At 41.2% G+C, this 20,135-nt stretch carries 17 protein-coding genes; 14 read left to right on the top strand and 3 right to left on the bottom strand.

Annotation, left to right across the window (positions count from 1 at the left end; translation table 11 throughout):
• The first annotated feature begins 69 nt into the window (after positions 1–69).
• The 8 genes from pstA to H0W62_08160 all read left to right on the top strand — a co-directional run bounded on the left by pstA (position 70) and on the right by H0W62_08160 (position 8,544).
• Positions 70–927, top strand: coding sequence for a phosphate ABC transporter permease PstA (gene pstA, locus H0W62_08195; GenBank protein MBA3648515.1), 858 nt, complete (start codon positions 70–72; stop codon positions 925–927).
• 17 nt (positions 928–944) lie between these two features.
• Entirely contained in the window at positions 945–1,697 is a 753-nt protein-coding gene (locus tag H0W62_08190; GenBank protein MBA3648514.1) for a phosphate ABC transporter ATP-binding protein, read from the top strand.
• 78 nt (positions 1,698–1,775) lie between these two features.
• Positions 1,776–2,471 (top strand): phosphate signaling complex protein PhoU, encoded by a 696-nt coding sequence (gene phoU, locus H0W62_08185; protein MBA3648513.1) that lies wholly within the window; start codon positions 1,776–1,778, stop codon positions 2,469–2,471.
• A 44-nt stretch (positions 2,472–2,515) separates the two neighbouring features.
• Positions 2,516–3,196: a response regulator transcription factor gene (locus H0W62_08180; protein MBA3648512.1), complete on the top strand. Its 681-nt coding sequence runs from the start codon at positions 2,516–2,518 to the stop codon at positions 3,194–3,196.
• Between the two features lie 146 nt (positions 3,197–3,342).
• Complete coding sequence (locus H0W62_08175) at positions 3,343–4,395, top strand: sensor histidine kinase (GenBank protein ID MBA3648511.1); 1,053 nt, start codon at positions 3,343–3,345, stop codon at positions 4,393–4,395.
• A 141-nt stretch (positions 4,396–4,536) separates the two neighbouring features.
• Entirely contained in the window at positions 4,537–4,824 is a 288-nt protein-coding gene (locus H0W62_08170) for a hypothetical protein (GenBank protein ID MBA3648510.1), read from the top strand.
• Positions 4,805–6,913, top strand: a complete 2,109-nt coding sequence (locus tag H0W62_08165) for a T9SS type A sorting domain-containing protein (protein MBA3648509.1) — start codon at positions 4,805–4,807, stop codon at positions 6,911–6,913. The genes H0W62_08170 and H0W62_08165 overlap by 20 nt, the downstream gene beginning before the upstream one ends.
• 26 nt (positions 6,914–6,939) lie before the next feature.
• A complete protein-coding gene (locus H0W62_08160) occupies positions 6,940–8,544 on the top strand; it encodes a T9SS type A sorting domain-containing protein (GenBank protein MBA3648508.1) in 1,605 nt (534 codons plus the stop codon).
• Positions 8,545–8,611: 67 nt separating this feature from the next.
• Here the strand turns inward: H0W62_08160 and H0W62_08155 are convergent, their stop codons facing one another.
• Complete coding sequence (locus H0W62_08155) at positions 8,612–9,322, bottom strand: hypothetical protein (protein MBA3648507.1); 711 nt, start codon at positions 9,320–9,322, stop codon at positions 8,612–8,614.
• Positions 9,323–9,503: 181 nt separating this feature from the next.
• Here H0W62_08155 and rfbA point away from each other — a divergent pair, with 181 nt between their 5' ends.
• The 6 genes from rfbA (at position 9,504) to H0W62_08125 (ending at position 17,398) form a co-directional block, all read left to right on the top strand.
• The gene (gene rfbA / locus H0W62_08150) at positions 9,504–10,364 is read left to right on the top strand and encodes a glucose-1-phosphate thymidylyltransferase RfbA (protein ID MBA3648506.1); all 861 of its coding nucleotides are present in this window, start codon (positions 9,504–9,506) and stop codon (positions 10,362–10,364) included.
• Positions 10,365–10,458: 94 nt separating this feature from the next.
• Positions 10,459–11,388 carry an NAD-dependent epimerase/dehydratase family protein gene (locus H0W62_08145; GenBank protein ID MBA3648505.1) on the top strand — a complete coding sequence of 310 codons (930 nt, stop codon included), beginning with the start codon at positions 10,459–10,461 and terminating at the stop codon, positions 11,386–11,388.
• Positions 11,389–11,511: 123 nt separating this feature from the next.
• The gene (gene galE, locus H0W62_08140) at positions 11,512–12,564 is read left to right on the top strand and encodes a UDP-glucose 4-epimerase GalE (protein MBA3648504.1); all 1,053 of its coding nucleotides are present in this window, start codon (positions 11,512–11,514) and stop codon (positions 12,562–12,564) included.
• Between the two features lie 103 nt (positions 12,565–12,667).
• Complete coding sequence (recJ, locus tag H0W62_08135; protein ID MBA3648503.1) at positions 12,668–14,359, top strand: single-stranded-DNA-specific exonuclease RecJ; 1,692 nt, start codon at positions 12,668–12,670, stop codon at positions 14,357–14,359.
• A gap of 268 nt (positions 14,360–14,627) precedes the next feature.
• A complete protein-coding gene (gene ligD / locus H0W62_08130) occupies positions 14,628–16,616 on the top strand; it encodes a DNA ligase D (protein ID MBA3648502.1) in 1,989 nt (662 codons plus the stop codon).
• A gap of 182 nt (positions 16,617–16,798) precedes the next feature.
• Positions 16,799–17,398 (top strand): hypothetical protein, encoded by a 600-nt coding sequence (locus H0W62_08125; GenBank protein MBA3648501.1) that lies wholly within the window; start codon positions 16,799–16,801, stop codon positions 17,396–17,398.
• A gap of 14 nt (positions 17,399–17,412) precedes the next feature.
• Here the strand turns inward: H0W62_08125 and H0W62_08120 are convergent, their stop codons facing one another.
• A complete protein-coding gene (locus H0W62_08120; GenBank protein MBA3648500.1) occupies positions 17,413–17,988 on the bottom strand; it encodes a hypothetical protein in 576 nt (191 codons plus the stop codon).
• A 156-nt stretch (positions 17,989–18,144) separates the two neighbouring features.
• Entirely contained in the window at positions 18,145–20,049 is a 1,905-nt protein-coding gene (gene acs, locus H0W62_08115; GenBank protein ID MBA3648499.1) for an acetate--CoA ligase, read from the bottom strand.
• Positions 20,050–20,135: the final 86 nt, after the last annotated feature.

The following is a 20,135-nucleotide window of genomic DNA, read 5'->3' as shown; positions in this document are numbered from 1 at the left end:
GGCAGTAATGAGTTATATGTTAAGAAAACGTTGGATTGATGGGAATACGGTAAAAAGAATCATGATATGATGACTGTTTATGAAATCCATGCATTTAAGCAGCGAACTAAGAATGTTCTATTTCAGGTTTTTGCACTTATGGGACTTTTATTTGCGGTAATTGTATTAGTGTTATTGCTGATCAATGTAATTAAAGATGGAGCAGGGAGAATCAGCAGTGAGTTTTTAACCAGCTACCCATCGCGTAATCCAAAAAATGCGGGAATTATTGCAGGGTTAGCCGGCACTTTGTATATGGTGATTATTACTGCGCTCATTTCTATACCCATCGGGATTGGTGCAGCTATTTACCTGGAAGAATATGGAAAGAAAAACCGGATCGGCAAGCTGATTGAAATAAATATCGCCAACCTGGCAGGTGTTCCATCTATCGTGTATGGATTATTGGGGCTGGGATTGTTTGTTCGTTTTTTTTCACTGGAGAGAAGCCTGATTGCCGGAGCGCTTACTATGAGCTTGCTTATTATGCCTACCATTGTGATTGCGACCAGGGAAGCAATAAAGGCAGTGCCGGGCGGAATTCGCGAAGCCTCCTATGCAGTGGGCGCTACCAAATGGCAAACCATCTGGCATCATCTGATACCCATCTCTTTTCCATCTATTCTTACAGGAATTATTCTGGCAATCTCAAGGGCAATTGGGGAGACAGCTCCACTTATAACGATCGGTGCTTTAACGTATGTCACCTTTTTGCCCTCTAACCTAAAGTCACCCTTTACCATCTTACCTATACAGATTTATAACTGGGTTTCCCGTCCACAGGCTGGCTTTCATGAAGATGCTGCTGCGGGCATTATTGTTCTGCTTGTCTTTACATTGTTGTTAAACTCTATTGCCATTATTTTAAGAAACCGCTTCAGCAGGTAAAAAGGAAATTGGGAAATATGTTTAAGGTGGAAACCATAAAGCTTAACATGTATTACGGCACTACTCATGCACTTAAAGAGGTGACTATGGGTATTCCGGAAAATAATGTAGTGGCTATTATTGGTCCGTCGGGATGTGGCAAATCGACCTACCTGCGCCTTTTTAATCGCATGAACGACATGATCGATGGCGTGCGTATAGAGGGGCAAGTGCTTCTGAGCGGAAAAAATATATATAACGGCACGATGCGGGTAGAAGAGGTTCGTAAAAAAGTAGGAATGGTATTTCAAAAGCCCAATCCCTTTCCGAAATCCATCTTTGAAAATGTAGCCTATGGCCTGCGGATTAATGGCGTAACCAATAAAAAATTTATTGAAGAGTCGGTGGAACGTTCGCTTCAGCATGCAGCATTGTGGGGAGAAGTGAAAGATAACCTGAAGAAGCCGGCTCTCGAGTTATCCGGCGGGCAGCAGCAGCGATTATGCATTGCACGCGCACTTGCTGTGGAGCCTTCTGTAATTTTGATGGACGAACCCTGCTCCGCGCTCGACCCGATCAGCAATGCTAAGATTGAGGAATTGATTTATGATCTGAAGAAAAAATATTCTATTGTAATTGTAACGCACAACATGCAGCAGGCGGGTCGTGTGAGTGATAAGACGGCTTTCTTTTACCTGGGTGAATTGATAGAGTATAATGATACGAAGGAGATGTTTACAAATCCTAAAAAAGAAAGAACCCAAAATTATATTACAGGAAGGTTTGGATAAGGATGGTTGAAAATTTAGAGTTTCGGTTTTAATGGTTGATGTTAAAATATTTGAATCGTTAAAGTTTAATATCCATAAATGGCAACAGAAGAATTGGGAACAAAAAAAATGATTCATCTCGATATAGAGTTGCAAAGACTAAAAAACGAGATCAATGAAATGGGTCTATTGGTACAGCACCAATTAAAAAAAAGCATTGACGCCCTGGTTTATATGGATAAACACCTGGCAAGAGAAGTGATTTTTCAGGAGCGGAGGGTAAATGCCGAAGAATTGAAAATAGACCGCGATTGTGAAAATATTATGGCGCTGTTTAACCCGGTGGCTATAGACCTGCGGCTGGTTTTTGCCTCTTTTAAAATTAACGGACACCTGGAGCGGATTGGAGATAATGCGAAAGGTATTTCCCGCTACGTAACCGAAATGGAGCATCCTTATGATCAGCAACTATTAAATGATTTAAACCTGGTGCCAATGTATGAATTGGCCGACTCCATGATCGCCGATAACCTGGTAGCCTTTGAACAATCGAACACTTCCGAAGCACGGAATATTTTCAGCAAAGACGTGGATATTGACGAGTTCAATAAGAATGCAACGCATACCATTTCAGCATACATCCGGGACCATACGGATGATATCGTTCCCATCCTTAATCTCATTTCCGTGATACGAAAGCTCGAGCGTATCGGCGATCTTAATAAAAACATTGCGGAAGAAATCATCTTCTTCGTGGAAGCCAATGTATTAAAGCATGAAAAAGAAAAGATCTGATAATGGTATCCGAAAATTATTTCCAGGCACCCAAAATAAACAGCATGACGGAACTGCAGCCACGCATCCTGATAGTGGATGACGAGATTGATATCCTCGAATTCATAAGTTATAATCTCGAGAAACAGGGTTATAAAACCACGGTAGCAAAAGATGGGCTGGAAGCCATCCGTTTGGCAAAAATTTTGAAGCCTGATTTAATTTTGCTGGATATAATGATGCCCAACCTCGATGGGTTTTCTACTGCAGAGCACATCCGTGAACTGAAGGAGCTTAACCATTCGATGATCGTTTTTCTTACTGCTAAAAGTGATGAGGAATCAGAGCTTAAGGGTTTTAATATTGGTGCAGATGATTACATCACAAAACCTATAAAACCAAAATTGCTGGTAAGCCGTGTAAAAGCGTTGCTTCGACGGCAGTCTTCCGATTCAGAAAATGATATTATTGAACTTGGGAACATAACGATTGATAAGGATCAGCACCATGTTAAAGTTGGTAATGAAGAAGTTTTTCTGGCAAGGAAAGAATTTGATCTCTTAGTGCTGCTTTCCTCGAAACCTGGAAGGGTTTTTCACCGCAATGAAATTTTAAGTAAGGTTTGGGGCGATGATATTGTTGTAGGCGATCGCACGATCGATGTGCACATTCGAAAAATTCGAATGAAGGTGGGTGAGGAAATAATTAAGACGGTGAAAGGTGTAGGATATAAATTTGAAATCTGAGACATTGATTGAAAATTTATTGAATGCTACTATATGATTGCGAAAAGATTAATGATCGAGCTCAGTTTAAACACTAACCTTTCTATACCTTCATAATGATAACTAAACCAATACCTGAAAGCTGGTGCTGAAAGCTGAAAAATAAAATGAAAAATCTAAAACCGCGCTCGGTAGCTCTTTATATCTCACTTGCTGTTGCTGCTCTTACCATACTGCTTGCATATGCTTTTGATGAATACCAGGTAAAGCCTGTGCTGCACTACCTTTTAATTTTTGTCAGCGTCTTCATCTTCTCCAACTATTTATTTTATTACGCATTGGAGCGATTTATCTACCGGAAAATTAAGCTGATTTACAAAACCATCCATTCGCTTAAGCTCGATCGGTTTACAAGCGATATCCTTGGAAAATCAGTTCGCGAAGATGATCCCGTTTCAGAAGCCGAAGCCGAAGTAATTCAATGGGCAGAAAACCGCAGCCGGGAAATAGAATCATTAAAAAAGGCGGAGCAATACCGTAAAGAATTTCTGTCAAACCTTTCGCATGAAATAAAGACTCCCCTCTTTAGCATCCAGGGTTACATCCACACACTCCTTGATGGTGCCATGGATGACAAGGAAGTAGAAAAGCATTTTCTCGAGAAATCTGCCTCCAGCATCGAGCGACTTTCAAACCTGATAAATGACCTTGAAGAAATTTCTAAGCTGGAAAGCGGTGATGTAAAGCTTGAAAAGGAAACCTTCGACATGCATTCACTTACCAAAGATGTGTTTGAAGAATTTGAGTTTAGAGCGGCTACGAAAAAGATACGCTTCTCTGTGAAGAAAGGTTGTGAGCGCCCTTTTTATGTATGGGCGGATAAAGAACGAACCAGGCAGGTGCTCACAAACCTTGTCGATAATTCCATTAAATATGGTAAGGAAAACGGGAACACTGTTGCCAGCTTTTACGAGATGGGCGACAACATCCTTACAGAAGTTACCGATGATGGCCTGGGCATTACGGAAGAAAGCCTTCCCCGTCTTTTCGAGCGCTTTTACCGCGTAGACAAAAGTCGCTCACGCGAGCAGGGTGGCACCGGTCTGGGTCTTGCGATTGTAAAGCACCTGATAGAAGCGCATGGGCAAACCATTAATGTAAGAAGCAAGAAAGGCGTGGGATCTACCTTTGGATTCACAATGGCTAAGGCAGAAAAATAACCCATACCTCAGTTGCGGAAATCCGTAATAGAAAAAATAGAGTTGCGGAATTCAATTATGGAGTTACAATCCATAGCGGTAACTTCATAACTCTATGCAGCTTGATTTAAACATTATTGTTCACCCTTTAATGATTTTTCTATGAAGGCCTATTTCCGTTTTACAATTTCTTCTTTATGTATTTTTTGTCTCTATAGTTCATCCCTATTTGCCCAGGAAATTTCGCCTCCAACTTATATCTGTGATTGCTGCCCGGAGAATCCTTGCATTAATGGTACAAAATGGTACAATACATCCGCAAGCGTAGGTATTGTTGATTGGACGCTCCTTACCTCGTCTGGTTCCAACGCCGGTTTGGAGGTTTTTGTAAATAATAATAATGACGTAGCGGCAATTAAAAATATCCCCTTTGTCACCTATGGGGGTTAACAAATACAAATCTTATTTCAACAGCTCCAATATTACGGATACAGCCGGCCCCACCTATAAGATGGATATTTACTTCCCTGTTAAATTTTATAGCGGTACTACAAATTGCACCAGTTCTTTAAATGCTGATGAGGAAAGTCAAGCATCAGATGAGAGTGATACTTATGATGATAGCAGCGATTATGATGAGGGTGATGAAGATTGGTATGATGCAGATACCACCAAAGCCGATTCTTCAAGTGATACCGATAGCTTTTCTGATTCACAAAGCAATTCATTACTAAGTGGCCAGCGAAAATATCCGGTGCTTTTATTTCTCCCGGGCGGCGGCTTTAACTCAGCAAAAAAAGATGGTGAGAATGAACAGACCTGCGATTCACTTGCTGCACGCGGCTTTATTGTAGCAACTATTAAGTACAGAACCGATAAGACGCATCCTCAGTGCGATGATGCAAACAACAATTACCTTCTTGTAAGAGCTGTGCAGGATGCCCGATTGGCGCTGCGCGCCTTGAAAGCCATATCAAAAGGAAATTACAATGCTAATGGCAAGGGTTATGTTTTAGACATGCCTTTTCTGGATATGACCCGCATTTTTATAGGTGGCAGCAGCGCCGGAGCGGTAACAGCAGTAACTACGGCTTACTATGATGAATGCGATATTAATGATGCCTTGAACTCTAATAATGAATTAGAGGACAAAAGCCTGGCAACATCACTTCACTCTACTAAATCCATTACCTGCAATGGCAATAGTGTAGACGTGCCGTTCAAAATAGATCTTGCAGAAAGCACCAATGGAGATGATGCGGTAACTTTATATTTCAGCACTACTCAAAATACAAAGGCAGCAATAGATGCCATCAAGGGTATTTTTAATATAAAGGGAGGCGTTCCGGAGTACGGTGGCAACTATGCACCACCTGTAGATACACAGGATCCTGACGTATTGCCTCTCTATGTATTCAATGGAGGTGATCACATCCCGATAATTGAGTTCGATGGGTTGAGTGATGCTACTGTTCCCGCAAGAGATAATTTTGAAAGCAATTACGTAATAGAGACTGGTGCTAATTGCGGTACGGAAAATAATAAGGTTTATGATTTTTGCCTTTCTACTATATGCGATAATTGTAATAACGGAACTTGCCATCATCATGTATTGTATAATGGCTTCTTATGGGGACCTAAAAAAATCTATGACAAGATTATAGACTATAATATTCAAAACAGCACCGACTTTAAAGTTCAATATTACGGTGTACCCGGCGGAACCCATTCCTTCGAAACGGTGGATGGAAACAAATGGCCTTTCATTTATACGCAATCGGCGTTGTTTTTTCACAATATCATTTGCGATAAAGATGCTGTTGTTTCAGACTATGATACTATTATGGATTTTTCGGTGCCAAGCAGTAGCATTAAATTTGATAATTGCACCACAAATAATAATACAAATATTGCCGATTTCCGTTTTAATGTACAAAACGATAATGTATCTGCAGTTTTAAAAACTTTCGATTATGTCGTAGAAATACAACAGAATGGTACTTCAAATATTGTTGCTTCATCAGTTGCGCAAACTGTAAACTTTGAAAAAAGTAGTAATAGTTCAGGACCATATATACTTCCCGGTGAAACAGGAACTTTTTATATTACTGGAGTAAACCTCAAAACCCAATTTCCATTTTTAAATAATGCAACGGACCATAAGATTACAATTACATTAACAAAGCCTAATGGTTTTTACTATTCTGCTTACACTAATCCTTCAACTAATACTACCTACAGTTATCAAAAGTCTTCGCCAGTACCCACCATTTGCGCTTCCCAACGCTTGTCAAATGAGAATACTGAATCAATTGTTATTTATCCAAACCCAACTCAGAATTCATTTTATCTTGAAACTAATTCGCTGGGATATGCGATAAATGTATTTGACCTGACAGGTCATTTGATCGAGTCATTTACGCTTGCATCATATCAAACCTCATTTGGCGAAAGATACCAACCTGGTATTTACTTAATCTCATTATTTGATTCTACTGGTAATATTAGGTTTAACAAGATTGTTAAAACAGGCAAATAATTTCAAAAATCAAACAAAAAGATAAAATGAAAACCATTTTTTTTATACTTTTTTTAATGGCTATGCTTCATCTTTCTGAATCTTTGGCTCAATCACATTTAATAGAATGGCAGCATAACTATGGAGGAACCTTAGGCGATGTACCCAATTCAATTTTTAAAACCTTCGATAAAGGATATTTCATAACAGGTTTTACTCAATCTTCGGATGGTAATATTTTTGATTTTAAGGGTATAACAGATTATTTTATAATTAAAACAGATTCATTAGGTATGATGCAGTGGTCGCAAACATTTGGAGGCTCGGGTTATGATATTGCTAACTGTGGGTTCCAAACAAAAGATGGGGGATATATTATTGCAGGAAGCACTTCCTCCACAGATGGAGATATCTTAGTTAATCATGGAAGTTCAGATGCATGGCTCATTAAAATAGATGCAAATGGTATTTTACAATGGGAAAAAACTTACGGTGGAAGTGGTGATGAAACTGCTTTAAGTATTGCATCTACCGAAGATGGTGGTTACATAATGGTAGGCGAGACGGATTCAAACGATGGGGATGTATCAGGTAATCATGGGCAGGAAGATTGCTGGATCATAAAAATAGATAGTGTTGGAAACTTGGAATGGCAAAAGTGTTTCGGCGGAAGTCATTTTGAAATAGGGTATTCCATTAAGCAAACTCCTGAAGGCAGTTACATCGTTGCAGCTTCTGCTCAGTCGCATGATGGGGATGTAGTAGGCCACCATTATGATAACATCCACTATGTTGATGGATTTGATTTTTGGGTGTTTAAGTTAGATCGTCAGGGAAACATTCTGTGGCAAAATTGTCTGGGCGGTAATAATGATGAGAGTCCTTCAGATTTACAATTGACACCCGATGGCGGTTGCATAGCAGCCGGCTACACGTACAGTAGCACAGGAGATGTGCGTATCAATCATGGATACCAGGATGTGTGGGTCACCAAATTAGACAGCATGGGCAACCTGCAATGGCAAAAAACATATGGAGGCGTTAATGACGAACAAGCTTCACATATCATTCTCTCCAAAGACGGAGGGTATATCGTAGGTGCAACCAATGAGGGGGACGATGGCGAGGTACAAGGCAACCATGGCGGTCAGGATGTTTGGCTGCTGAAGATCGATGAACGCGGAAAACTACAAGGCCAGCTTTCCTTAGGTGGTTCGACGAATGACAGAGAACCTGCTTCGCTGCAAAAAGCGGATGGAAGTCTTGTAATTGCTGCCTGGTCACAATCATCAGACGGAGATGTAACAGCAAATAAAGGAGATGATGATGTTTGGCTCTTTAAATTAACAGGTACACAGATGGATGAATTGAATGGTAAAGAAAATACAAGTGCTGTTGAAAAGAAAGAGATAATCTCCAACAGCAGATTTATAAGTATTGCACCAAATCCATCAGCAGGAAGCTTCCGGCTTTATTCTTCTCAGGAAATAAAGAATATAATCGTCTATGATCTTTCGGGAAAACAATTAGAATTGTTAAATAATATAACAATGGATGCTTCTTTTGGAGAAAGCTACCAACCGGGAATTTATTTGGTGAGGGTAATGCTCGGAGATGGTTCCGTTCGAACTATGAAAGTGGTGAAGTTATAGTATTTGGCCTGTCAATTATTCAGTAGCATTTACAATAGCAATCGGTTGTATAAGATTTGACTAAAGCTTATGCTCCTGCCATTTGCTGTGCCGCATGTACTGAAGCAGTCCGGTCGCTCTGCATAATCACGTAAGCGATGAAAATTAAAATGAGTCCGATCAGTTCAGTGATGTACAGTACTTCCACATGACCGAACCTCGTGCTCGTACCGCCAATGCCCGGCAACAAGGCCCCAATGGCAATCAGTACATTTCCCCAAAACCTTTTCTGTGAACCTTTCTTTCCAAAATAACTCGCAGCCGAATAAATAGCTCCGCCCATTAAAAACACCAATGCATAAATGTTTATGAAAGGAGAAAAGGCGCGTACCCACTGCCATACAAAAACGTCGCCTGACATTTTTAAAGGGTTTACCTTATTCAGATAAATCGGAGATAAGAATACACTGATTGCTGCAACTATAAATACAACCAGGAATAGGGCAGTAAGAAGATTGGCTGTTCTTCTCTTTAATAATAAATAAACAGTTCCCTGGGCAAGCGGCGCACCCCCTAAAAGCGCTCCTGTTACGTACCAGAAACGGAAGTTCAGTTCATGCCAGCCGAATAGCGTATTAAAGCTTTCGGTGAAGGTACCGGCGCCGTAGGTAAGTACGCCAATCATCCACCACAGCAGATAGGTCTTGGTTTTATTTGCATGATAATGGAAATAAAGCTGGATTGAAAAAATGATGGAAAGCGTAAAGGTGATAAGCGGAAGGAAGTATACGGGCTGCATAAACAAGTCAATTTTCCAGGCAAAGAAAAAGCATTTGAATGCTAATTAAATTAATCAGGTGTAGAACATAGTCATTGCTTTGTCAGAGTTCTTGAATTTTGATTTAAAGCGTGTTGAGTGAGCTGTTTTACTTTTCCTATTTTCGGCCTTTAAGATTAAACACCGATAGCTTAATTGAATCATGAAGGGAATTATTCTTGCCGGAGGCTCGGGTACACGATTGTATCCTATTACCTATGCAATCAGTAAGCAGATTACCCCTGTTTACGATAAGCCCATGATCTATTACCCGCTTTCCGTGCTCATGATGGCCGGCATCAGGGAAGTGCTTATTATTTCCACTCCGCAGGATATGGCGGGCTTTCAGCGCCTGCTGGGTGATGGACAGCAGTTCGGCTGCAATTTTCAGTATGCCATACAAAACGAGCCAAATGGGCTTGCGCAGGCATTTGTGATTGGTGCCTCTTTTATAAAAAATGAAAAAGTAGCGCTCATCCTTGGCGACAATATCTTTTATGGCTCCGGATTAGGGAACCTACTGGAAAACAATACCGACCCAACCGGAGGAATCATCTTCGCCTATCATGTAAGCGATCCGCAACGCTATGGAGTGGTGGAGTTCGACGAATTGAACCATGCCGTTTCTATCGAAGAAAAACCCGAACATCCCAAATCCAATTATGCTGTGCCGGGACTTTATTTTTATGATAACACGGTAATTGAAATAGCGCAGCACCTGGAACTAAGCCCACGGGGCGAATATGAAATCACTGATGTGAACCGCGAATACCTGAAAAGAGGAAAATTAAAGGTAGTCATTCTCGACCGCGGAACTGCCTGGCTGGATACCGGCACATTCGACTCACTGATGGCTGCTTCGCAATTCGTTCAGGTAGTGGAAAACCGGCAGGGCTTAAAGATCGGCTGCATAGAAGAGGTGGCATTCAGGAAACGGTTTATCGATGAGAAGCAATTAAAAAAACTTGCTGAACCACTCCTGAAAAGTGGTTATGGCAATTATTTAATAGACTTATTGAAATAGCATTATTGATATGGCTAATATTCAATGCTTATCAATTTTATTCAACCTTTAAGCTTTAATCTAAACTTTCAAACTTTCACTGCCAACTTCATTAATGCCTAAAATTTTAATTACAGGAGGTGCCGGATTTATTGCCAGCTGCCTTGCTTCAAAGCTTAGCGAAGATCAGGGGAACTATGTGGTAATAGTCGATAATATGGTTACCGGATCGTTAGAAAAGCTTCCTTCCCAAAAATTTGCTAACTGGCATTTCATTAAAAGTGATGTAAACAAGTTTGCTGACATCTCCTCGGTAATGGTTTCGTACCAGTTTGACTACGTTTTTCACTATGCTGCCATGGTAGGTGTGCAACGCACCTTAAATAATCCTGTAATGGTGCTTAATGATATAAAAGGCATCCGCAATATATTGGACCTCTCAAAAAACACCGGTGTGAAGTGTGTGTACTATTCTTCTTCATCAGAGGTTTATGGTGAATCCGTCCATTATCCGCAGGATGAAGAAACCACACCGCTCAATTCCCGGTTGCCGTATGCGGTAGTAAAAAATGTAGGTGAATCTTTCTTAAAGTCGTACTACCAGGAGTATGGCCTTAACTACACCATCTTCCGTTTTTTCAATACATACGGGCCTAACCAGTCCCAGGATTTTGTGATCTCTAAATTCCTTCGGGCCGCCATTCAAAATAGGGACGTCACCATCTTTGGCGATGGCATGCAAACACGCACCTTTTGCTTTATAGAAGATAACATAACCGCCACGGTAAATGAATTTAAGGCATCACTGTTTAAAAATAATGTGGTGAATATCGGCAGCGATGCTGAGATATCTGTTCTTGACCTTGCCCGCCTTATAATAAAAATTACAGGGTCGCAGTCTAAAATTGTATTCCTTCCACCATTAAAAGAAGGCGATATGAACCGCCGCCGGCCCGACATCAGTCGGATGAAAAAATTGCTACCCCATGATTTGATCAGCCTTGAAGAAGGCTTAAGAAGGACTATTGAATCCGGAAGATTTTAAATAGGTTCCCATAGACCCACTTCTTTATCGCGATGAAAAGAAAAAAGTGGTATTGGTGAAAAATCAATGACTGTCCCGGTTTATAAAAGAGTTGCCATTTACCTCTATTTTTGCAGGCTATAAATGAAAATACTCGTTACCGGCGGATGTGGCTACATCGGCAGCCACACCATAGTAGATCTGCTCCTTAAAGGATACGAAGTAGTTTCCCTCGATAACTTTTCCAGGGGTAAACGTTATGTACCAGAAAGAATAAAACAAATAACCGGTAAGGATTTCATTAATGAAGAAGTGGAACTTTGCGATGAAGCAGCCACAAGGGCTATTTTTATCAAACATTCTGGTATAGATGGCATCATTGATTTTGCGGCCTATAAAATGGTTGGGGAATCAGTGGCCAACCCCCTTTTATATTATCGTAATAACCTGGTCTCGCTGATTAACTTGCTGCAGTGCGTACAGGAATTTCAAATTGCGAACTTCCTGTTTTCCTCCTCCAGCTCTGCATACGGAAATGTGGAGAAGCTCCCCGTTCAGGAGGATACACCCGTTACAAAGCAGGAATCTCCCTACGGCCGGACTAAATTTTTCGGTGAGCATATTATTGCAGACGCAGTTAATGCCAGTCCTTTTAATGCGCTTATTCTCCGGTATTTTAATCCTGCAGGCTCACATGAATCTGCCTTGCTTGGCGAGCCCTTTGATGAAAAACCAATGAACCTGGTGCCTGCCATCACACGCACTGCCATAGGTTTTCAGAAGAAATTTATAGTGCATGGCATCGATTACCCTACGCGCGATGGCTCCTGCATCCGTGATTACATACATGTAATGGACGTGGCAGAAGCGCACACACAGGCATTGCAATATTTGATGTTGAAAAAAAACATCTCGCCGGAACCAGAGATAATTAACCTTGGAACAGGTAATGGAGTAAGTGTATTGGAAATGATCACTGCTTTTGAACAGGCAACAGGCGAAAAGTTAAATTACCATGTTGGCCCCCGGCGAACGGGAGATGCCATCGCCGTATATTCTGAAAATACGAAAGCGGAAAATTTGCTGCACTGGAAACCCCGCAGATCGCTGGAAGAGATGATGAAATCGGCATGGGAATGGGAAAAAGAGTTATTGAAATCTTCAAAGACCGAAATGGGTACAGCGGAGCAAGCTTAATTTTGTTTTTAAATGAAGGCGATAATAACTAATTTGAGGAGGTTATACTGTTCCTCTATTTTCTATGATCAGGAAAGCATCATAAAACGTCCCGGTGGTAAGTATGCAAAAAAAATGGGTTAGAAAGGAAACGGATCCTGAAATGGTCACCCGGCTTCAATCAGAGCTGAAAATCCATCCTGCACTGCTTCATTTACTAGTACAGCGGGGAGTGGTTGATTTTAACAGTGCGAAAAATTTCTTCCGTCCTGAATACAACCATCTGCACGATTCCTTTCTGATGAAAGACATGGATATTGCCATCAGCAGAATAGAAAAAGCTATCTTATCCAAAGAAAAGATTCTCATATACGGGGATTACGATGTGGACGGCACTACGGCTGTTGCACTGGTTTATTCTTTTTTCTGCGAATTAGGCGCCGGTGTAGATTATTATGTTCCTAACCGGTACACCGAAGGATACGGAATCTCCTTTAAAGCAATAGACTGGGCAGAAGAAAACGGATTTTCACTCGTAATAGCCCTCGACTGTGGCATTAAGGCAAATGACAAAATTGATTACGCCAATAAAAAAAATGTAGATTTTATCATCTGCGATCATCACACGCCCGGTGAAAAAATCCCTGATGCCGTGGCAGTTCTTGATCCTAAAAGAGAGGATTGTAGCTATCCGTTTAAAGAATTAAGCGGTTGTGGAATCGGCTTTAAACTTATCTCTGCTTTCGCTCAAAAAAATAATATTTCTTTTGATCGTATTGTACGGTATCTTGACTTTGCAGTAGTGAGCATTGCATCCGATATTGTTCCCATAACGGGTGAAAATCGGGTGCTTGCTTTTTATGGACTTGAACGAATGAACCGGGAGCCTTGCGCCGGACTCCGTGCCCTGATGGAATTAAATGCATTAAAAAAGGAGATGACCATCTCTGACCTGGTATTTATGATAGGGCCACGTATCAATGCCGCAGGAAGGATGGACGATGCCCGCAATGCAGTTCAGCTGCTGCTTTCTCAAACAGTCAATCTTGCAGCAGGAAATGCCCAAATATTAAACAGGCATAACCTCGATCGCCGCGAGCACGATTTAAGCATTACTCAGGAGGCATTGCATATATTAGAAGACGATCCGGTCCATCAGAAAAAAAGAACCACGGTGCTTTTTCAGCCTCACTGGCATAAGGGCGTTATCGGAATTGTGGCTTCCCGATTGATCGAAACCTGGTACCGTCCAACCATTATTTTAACGGAGTCAAATGGAATGGCAACAGGCTCTGCCCGGTCAGTTCCGGGATATGATATCTATAAGGCAATCTATTCTTGCCGTGACCTTCTGGAGCAGTTTGGCGGGCATATGTTTGCAGCCGGGTTAACGTTACGAAAGGAAAATGTTGATGCCTTCATTCAGCGCTTCGAAGAAGTGGTAGCTGCTACCATCGAAGAACGGTTTCTTACTCCGGAAATAGAGATCAATGCCGAGCTTCACATCAACGATATCACACCTAAGCTGTATAACATCATCAGGCAGTTCGCTCCGTTTGGGCCGCACAATATGAAGCCTGTTTTTGTAACCTACCAGGTTACCGATTCAGGCTGGTCAAAAGTAGTTGGTGGAGATCATTTAAAATTTTCTGTGAAAAAAGACAATTCCCGGTCGTTTGGGGGAATGGGCTTTGGCCTTGGTAAAAAGATTGAAAAAGTGAAAGGAGGAAAGCCATTCGATATCTGTTATACCATTGAGGAAAGTGAATGGAACGGACAAAAGAGGATTGAGATGAACGTAAGGGATATTCAATAATGTATATTATTCATAGAGAAATAATTCATTTTCTTTTTTATTTTCTGCAAAACCTCAAGCAATCGAAAACAATGACTCCAGTTGCATCAATGTAATATTATATTTCCGGAAATTCTGAAAATGCATTTTCGGATAGAATATGGTTTAGTATTAATTTTTCCATATGCCCCAGCCAAAAAAAACCGAGACTTTTATTTCTTCCCGCGATGATCTTGCTGGTTATCTTAAAAAAGGCAAGCCATCGCCTTTCCCTTCGGATATTAAACCAATGCTTGCTACCCTCGTGGATGAGCCCTTCGACGAACCAGGCTGGCTTTATGAAGTAAAGTGGGATGGCTACAGGGCTTTGGGTTATATAAACGACGGAACTGTTGAGATCCGGTCAAGGAATAATAAATCGTTCAACCAAAAATTCTATTCTCTTCATAGCGCTTTACAGCAATGGAAAATAAATGCAGTGGTGGATGGGGAAATAATCGTAGTGAACCAAAAAGGAATAGCTGATTTCAGCGATTTGCAAGGCTGGCGAAGCGAAGCAGATGGTGAGCTGGTGTATTATCTATTCGATGTCTTATGGCTCGATGGCATGGACCTGATGCAATTATCCCTGATGGACCGCCGTGAAATGCTGAAATTTATTGCTCCTGACTTGCCGGGCATCCGGATCAGTGAAACTTTTGATGCCGGTGCTAAAGAATTTTTTGAAGTGGCTAAAAAAATGGAGCTGGAGGGAATGATCGCAAAAAGATCAGATAGCCTTTATACCCCTGACTTACGTTCAAAAGAATGGCTGAAGATTAAAACAGAAAAACACCAGGAAGCGGTTATTGCAGGCTATACGAGAAATGAAAATACATCCAGGCAATTCAGTGCCTTACTGCTGGGCTTGTACGAAAACGGTGAATTTCAATTTATAGGACCCGTCGGGACAGGCTTCACAAATAAAATGCAAACGGAAATCCTTCAAAAATTAAAGCCACTCGAAACTTCTCAGTGCCCATTTAAGGTTGTCCCCAACTATAACAAGCCTTCCCGTTTCAGGCCTGATCCGCCAAAAGCAGAGGTAACCTGGGTTAACCCGGAATTGGTAGCGGAGATCACCTTCCAGGAACTGACTAAAGATGGTTCAATACGTCATCCATCCTTTAAGGGATTGAGGGAAGATAAAAAAGCTTTAGAAGTGGTGAGGGAAAAAGAAATACATACTTCGAATATGATAGAACAAAATAAGGATCCGCTTAACAAAAAACTCTTTACCGCAGCAGGAAAAAAAGAGCGCAAGACCCTTCTCAATCCAAAAGATGAGATGCAGACAAGAAACATTGACGGTCACGATCTGAAGTTTAACAACCTTAGCAAGATTTATTATCCTGAAGTAAAAGGAAGCAAGGCAGTTACCAAGCGGGATGTCATCAATTATTATTACCAGGTTGCACCGTATATGCTGCCGTATATGAAAGACAGGCCTCAAACACTTATCCGCTACCCGAATGGTATAGAAGGTGAAAGTTTCTACCAGAAGGATGTAACCGGTAAAGTGCCAGAATGGATTCAGCAATTTCCCTACAGCAGCGAAGCGGGAGGCAACCGTAATTTTTTGGTATGCACCGATGAAGCCAGTCTCCTGCTGATTGCATCTATTGGAGGGCTCGAAATGCATCCCTGGAGCAGTCGCGTTCAAAAACCTAATAACCCGGATTGGTGCATCATCGACCTGGATCCGAGCGACACCACTACTTTTGAACAGGTAATTAAAGCTGCGCAAACCACAAAGGAAGTGCTTGATGCGATTGAAGTTCCGGCCTATTGTAAAACATCCGGCGCTACCGGCATCCATATTTACATACCGTTAGGCGCCAAATATACTTATGAGCAAAGCAAGGAGTTTGGACGTGTGCTGGTGAAGATTGTTCACGGTCAGATCCCCAAATTCACTACCATCGAGCGCATCATAGAGAACAGGAAAGGCAATATGTATCTTGACTTTTTACAGAACCGTCCGCAGGCGACGCTGGCTGCACCTTATTCTTTACGTCCAAAACCCGGCGCTACGGTGAGCATGCCATTGCACTGGGATGAAGTAAAGAAAGGGTTAAAGATGAAGCACTTCACCATTTTTAATGCGGTAGAACGCGTAAAGGAGCAAGGTGATATTTTCAGCGGTGTGCTTGCAAAAGGCATCAACCTGAAGCAGGTTTTAAAGAAGATGGAGAATGTGTTTGGGAAGCAGGAAATGCATGAATCTTTGCGCAGTTGAAGGAATATCGCCGATTGTGGTATTAAAGTGTATTGTGACAGAAATTTTCCCATTACAGAATATCATAGTGATTTCGCGGTAACACGGTGATGGTTTCATGATAGTAATTAATCTTTTCCACTTTTAATATCAGATCAACACTTCCCTTCATTCGTTATATTTGTTCGCAACAAATTACTTTTATGAAAACACTCGCCATTGCCTCCATTGTTGGATCTGTAATCCTTTATGTTTATTTAGCATTGGCCCACACCGTATTGCCCATCCATAATTCGGATTATAAATACACAACTGCTGAAGACAGCATATTGAAAACATTGAAGTCTGCTAACCTTAAAAAGGGTCTTTATTTTCTTCCTTATATGCCCCCTGATGCAAGTAATGAAGAGAAAATGACGAGAATGAAAGAGATGATGGGTAAACCGGGTGCTTTAGTAAATTATTATCCGGCAATGGAAGAAAATACCAGCACTTATATCATGAGCTTTATTTACAACCTGATATCAGTACTGATTCTTTGTATTGCTTTGGCCACAGCCCGTGACAAGCTTATCAATTTCCGGCAACGACTTTGGTTTGTAATGTTATTTGTCCTGTTTGTCATTTTTTCGGAGATCATGCTCGAATACAACTGGGTAGGCCTTCCTATGCATTATCTGAAAGGCGAAATTATAGACCAGGTAATTGGTTATCTGCTTACAGGAATTTGGCTGGCATGGTACTACGGGAGATTATCTGACAGGAAAAAAAATACCAGTTCTTATACAAACGTACCGCAATAATTACGGTACTAAATTTATAATTTTTCCCAGTCGAATTCGAAACTATTTTCATCCCGGTAAATAAATTCATCCTGGGTAAGCTTCCTTATAGTATAGAACCGTTGTGTGAGGGTATTTTTTCCTTCGAGGCGTGTAAATATCAAGGCCCAGAAATCATTTTTTACCGTTAAGGTCCAGGTTGCATCTGTCCAGGGGATACCATTTGTAAAAATTGAAACCGTATTTGATCCGGTACGGTTAATACTTGCAGTCATTGTTTGATACTTATAAATATAAAAGTTGGAAATGTTTATTGTAGTATCGTAAACAGTAGAGTCGAGGTTATTGATTGTATCTGTCACGATCAGGCTGTCTACATTTACAGAAAGGGTATCCGTCATAAAGGTATTAATGATACTGTTTCCGTTTGCATCCTTTACATCCTTTATACCCCAGTTTCCTTCCAGCCGCATATCACGCGGAGTTAAAGTAAAGGCGGGACCTTCCGGGTATTCAAAGCAACCACTGAATGATAAAGTAAAAAAACAAACCACTGAAAAGAAAAGAAGTGCTTTAAGAGAGAAGGCAGGTAATGACCTGAATAATTTCATTGTATAAATCGAATTAATAAGAGCGACAAAGATAGAATAACTGGCTCACAAATGAAATCAGGAACATTTGTTATGTGATGCTGATAAAAGACTTTATAGTATCAGGTAAAGCATATCACTTATTTTGCAGACCCTGCATGTTTATTTTAGGTAAGCCTATTCTCCACGTTCTACCTTGGCTGTAATTTCTTCTACAATTTCCGGATTCAGCAGGGTGGAAATGTCACCTACCTGCTCATAATGGTGTTCGGCTATTTTGCGTAAGATACGGCGCATGATCTTTCCGCTCCGGGTTTTGGGAAGCCCACTTACTATGAAAACCCTATCTGGTTTTGCTATAGGACCAATGGTACCTGAAATTAGTTCTACAACTTCCTGCTCAATTTTTTTTTCATCCTTAATCGTATTCCTGCAAATCACAAAAGCAATAATGGACTGCCCTTTAATATCATGAGGAACCGGTACTACAGCACTCTCTGCTATATCCGGATGCTGATTGATGGCACTTTCTATTTCCGCCGTCCCGATCCGATGTCCTGAAACTTTTATTACATCATCCACGCGCCCTGTGATCCGGTACATACCTTCCTCGTCTCTACGGCAACCATCTCCCGTGAAGTACAATCCCGGATAAACTTTAAAATAAGTTTTCATAAAGCGATCATGGTCGTTATAAATCGTGCGTGCCTGGCCCGGCCACGAATTCCTGATGCATAAATTTCCTTCTGCTTTCTGTGCATCTAATATATTTCCATGCACATCCACGACTACAGGCTCAATTCCCGGAAAAGGTAAGGTAGCAAACGATGGCTTTGAGGGAGTAATGCCTGCCAGCGATGTAATGAGGATGCCTCCTGTTTCCGTTTGCCACCAGGTATCCACTACAGGGCATCTTTGTTTTCCTACATTAGTAAAATACCATTGCCATGCTTCCTCATTAATAGGCTCACCCACAGTGCCTAAAACCCGTAATGATTTTAAGCTGGAGTCACGCAGGTGATCTGTTCCCTTCGCCTCAAAAGCGCGTATTGCAGTTGGCGCTGTGTATAAAATATTGACCTTGTATTTATCAATTATTTGCCACCAGCGATCCCAATCAGGATAAGAGGGAACTCCTTCATACATCAGGGTAGTGGCACCATTGAGCAGCGGGCCATATACTGCGTAGCTGTGGCCGGTAATCCAGCCAATATCTGCAGTACACCAGAATATGTCGTGCTCGTGGTATTGAAAAACATTTAGAAAAGTATAGCCAGCATATACCATATACCCGGCGGTTGTATGAACCAGCCCTTTAGGCTGCCCGGTTGATCCTGAAGTATAAAGAATAAACAAAGGGTCTTCGGCGTCCATAATCTCTGCTGCATGCCCGCTCTCCGCATTCGCCATAAGTTGTTCCCAGAACAGATCACGGCCTGCCACTACTTCTATATCAAATTGAGATCTTCTGTAAATAATAACATTCCGCACGGAAGGACATTCCTGCAGGGCTTCATCAGCTATTCGTTTTAAATAAACAGGTTTATCGCCGCGGTAAAACCCATCAGCAGTTACCAGTAATTTGCATCCTGCATCCCTGATTCTACCGGATAAAGATTGAGAAGAAAATCCTCCAAAAACAACGGAATGAATGGCTCCTATCCGTGTACAGGCAAGCATTGAAATGGCAAGCTCCGGAATCATGGGCATGTAAAGGCATATCGTATCACCTTTAAGAATTCCCAGCTGCTGCAATACATTCGCGAACCGGCATACTTCCCGGTGCAATTCAAGGTAAGTTAAGATGCGATCTGTTTCTTTCGGATTATTTGGTTCCCAAATGATAGCCGGTTTATTGCCGGATGTCTTAATATGTGCGTCAAGACAATTTTCTGAAAAATTTAACTTTCCTTTTTCAAACCACTTAAAGTTAACCTGATCAAAGTCTCCGGATTTTACACGTTGCCATTTTTCTTTCCAATGAAATCCTTCTGCGACTTCAGCCCAAAACAAATCGGGGTTATTAATACTAAGCACATAGGTTTTTTTGTATTCTTCATAAGAGGTAATGCGGGAAACCATCAGAAATTTTTTATCGAACGAATTGTAAGCCAAAATAATGCAAGTCATGAAGCCTCGTGTGATGGATGCATCTATAGACAATAAGT

The organism is Chitinophagales bacterium (genome assembly GCA_013816805.1).
Taxonomy (GTDB): Bacteria; Bacteroidota; Bacteroidia; order Chitinophagales; family UBA10324; genus MGR-bin340.
Note: the sequence above shows the minus strand (reverse complement) of the source record. Positions and strands in the feature narration are given on the sequence as shown.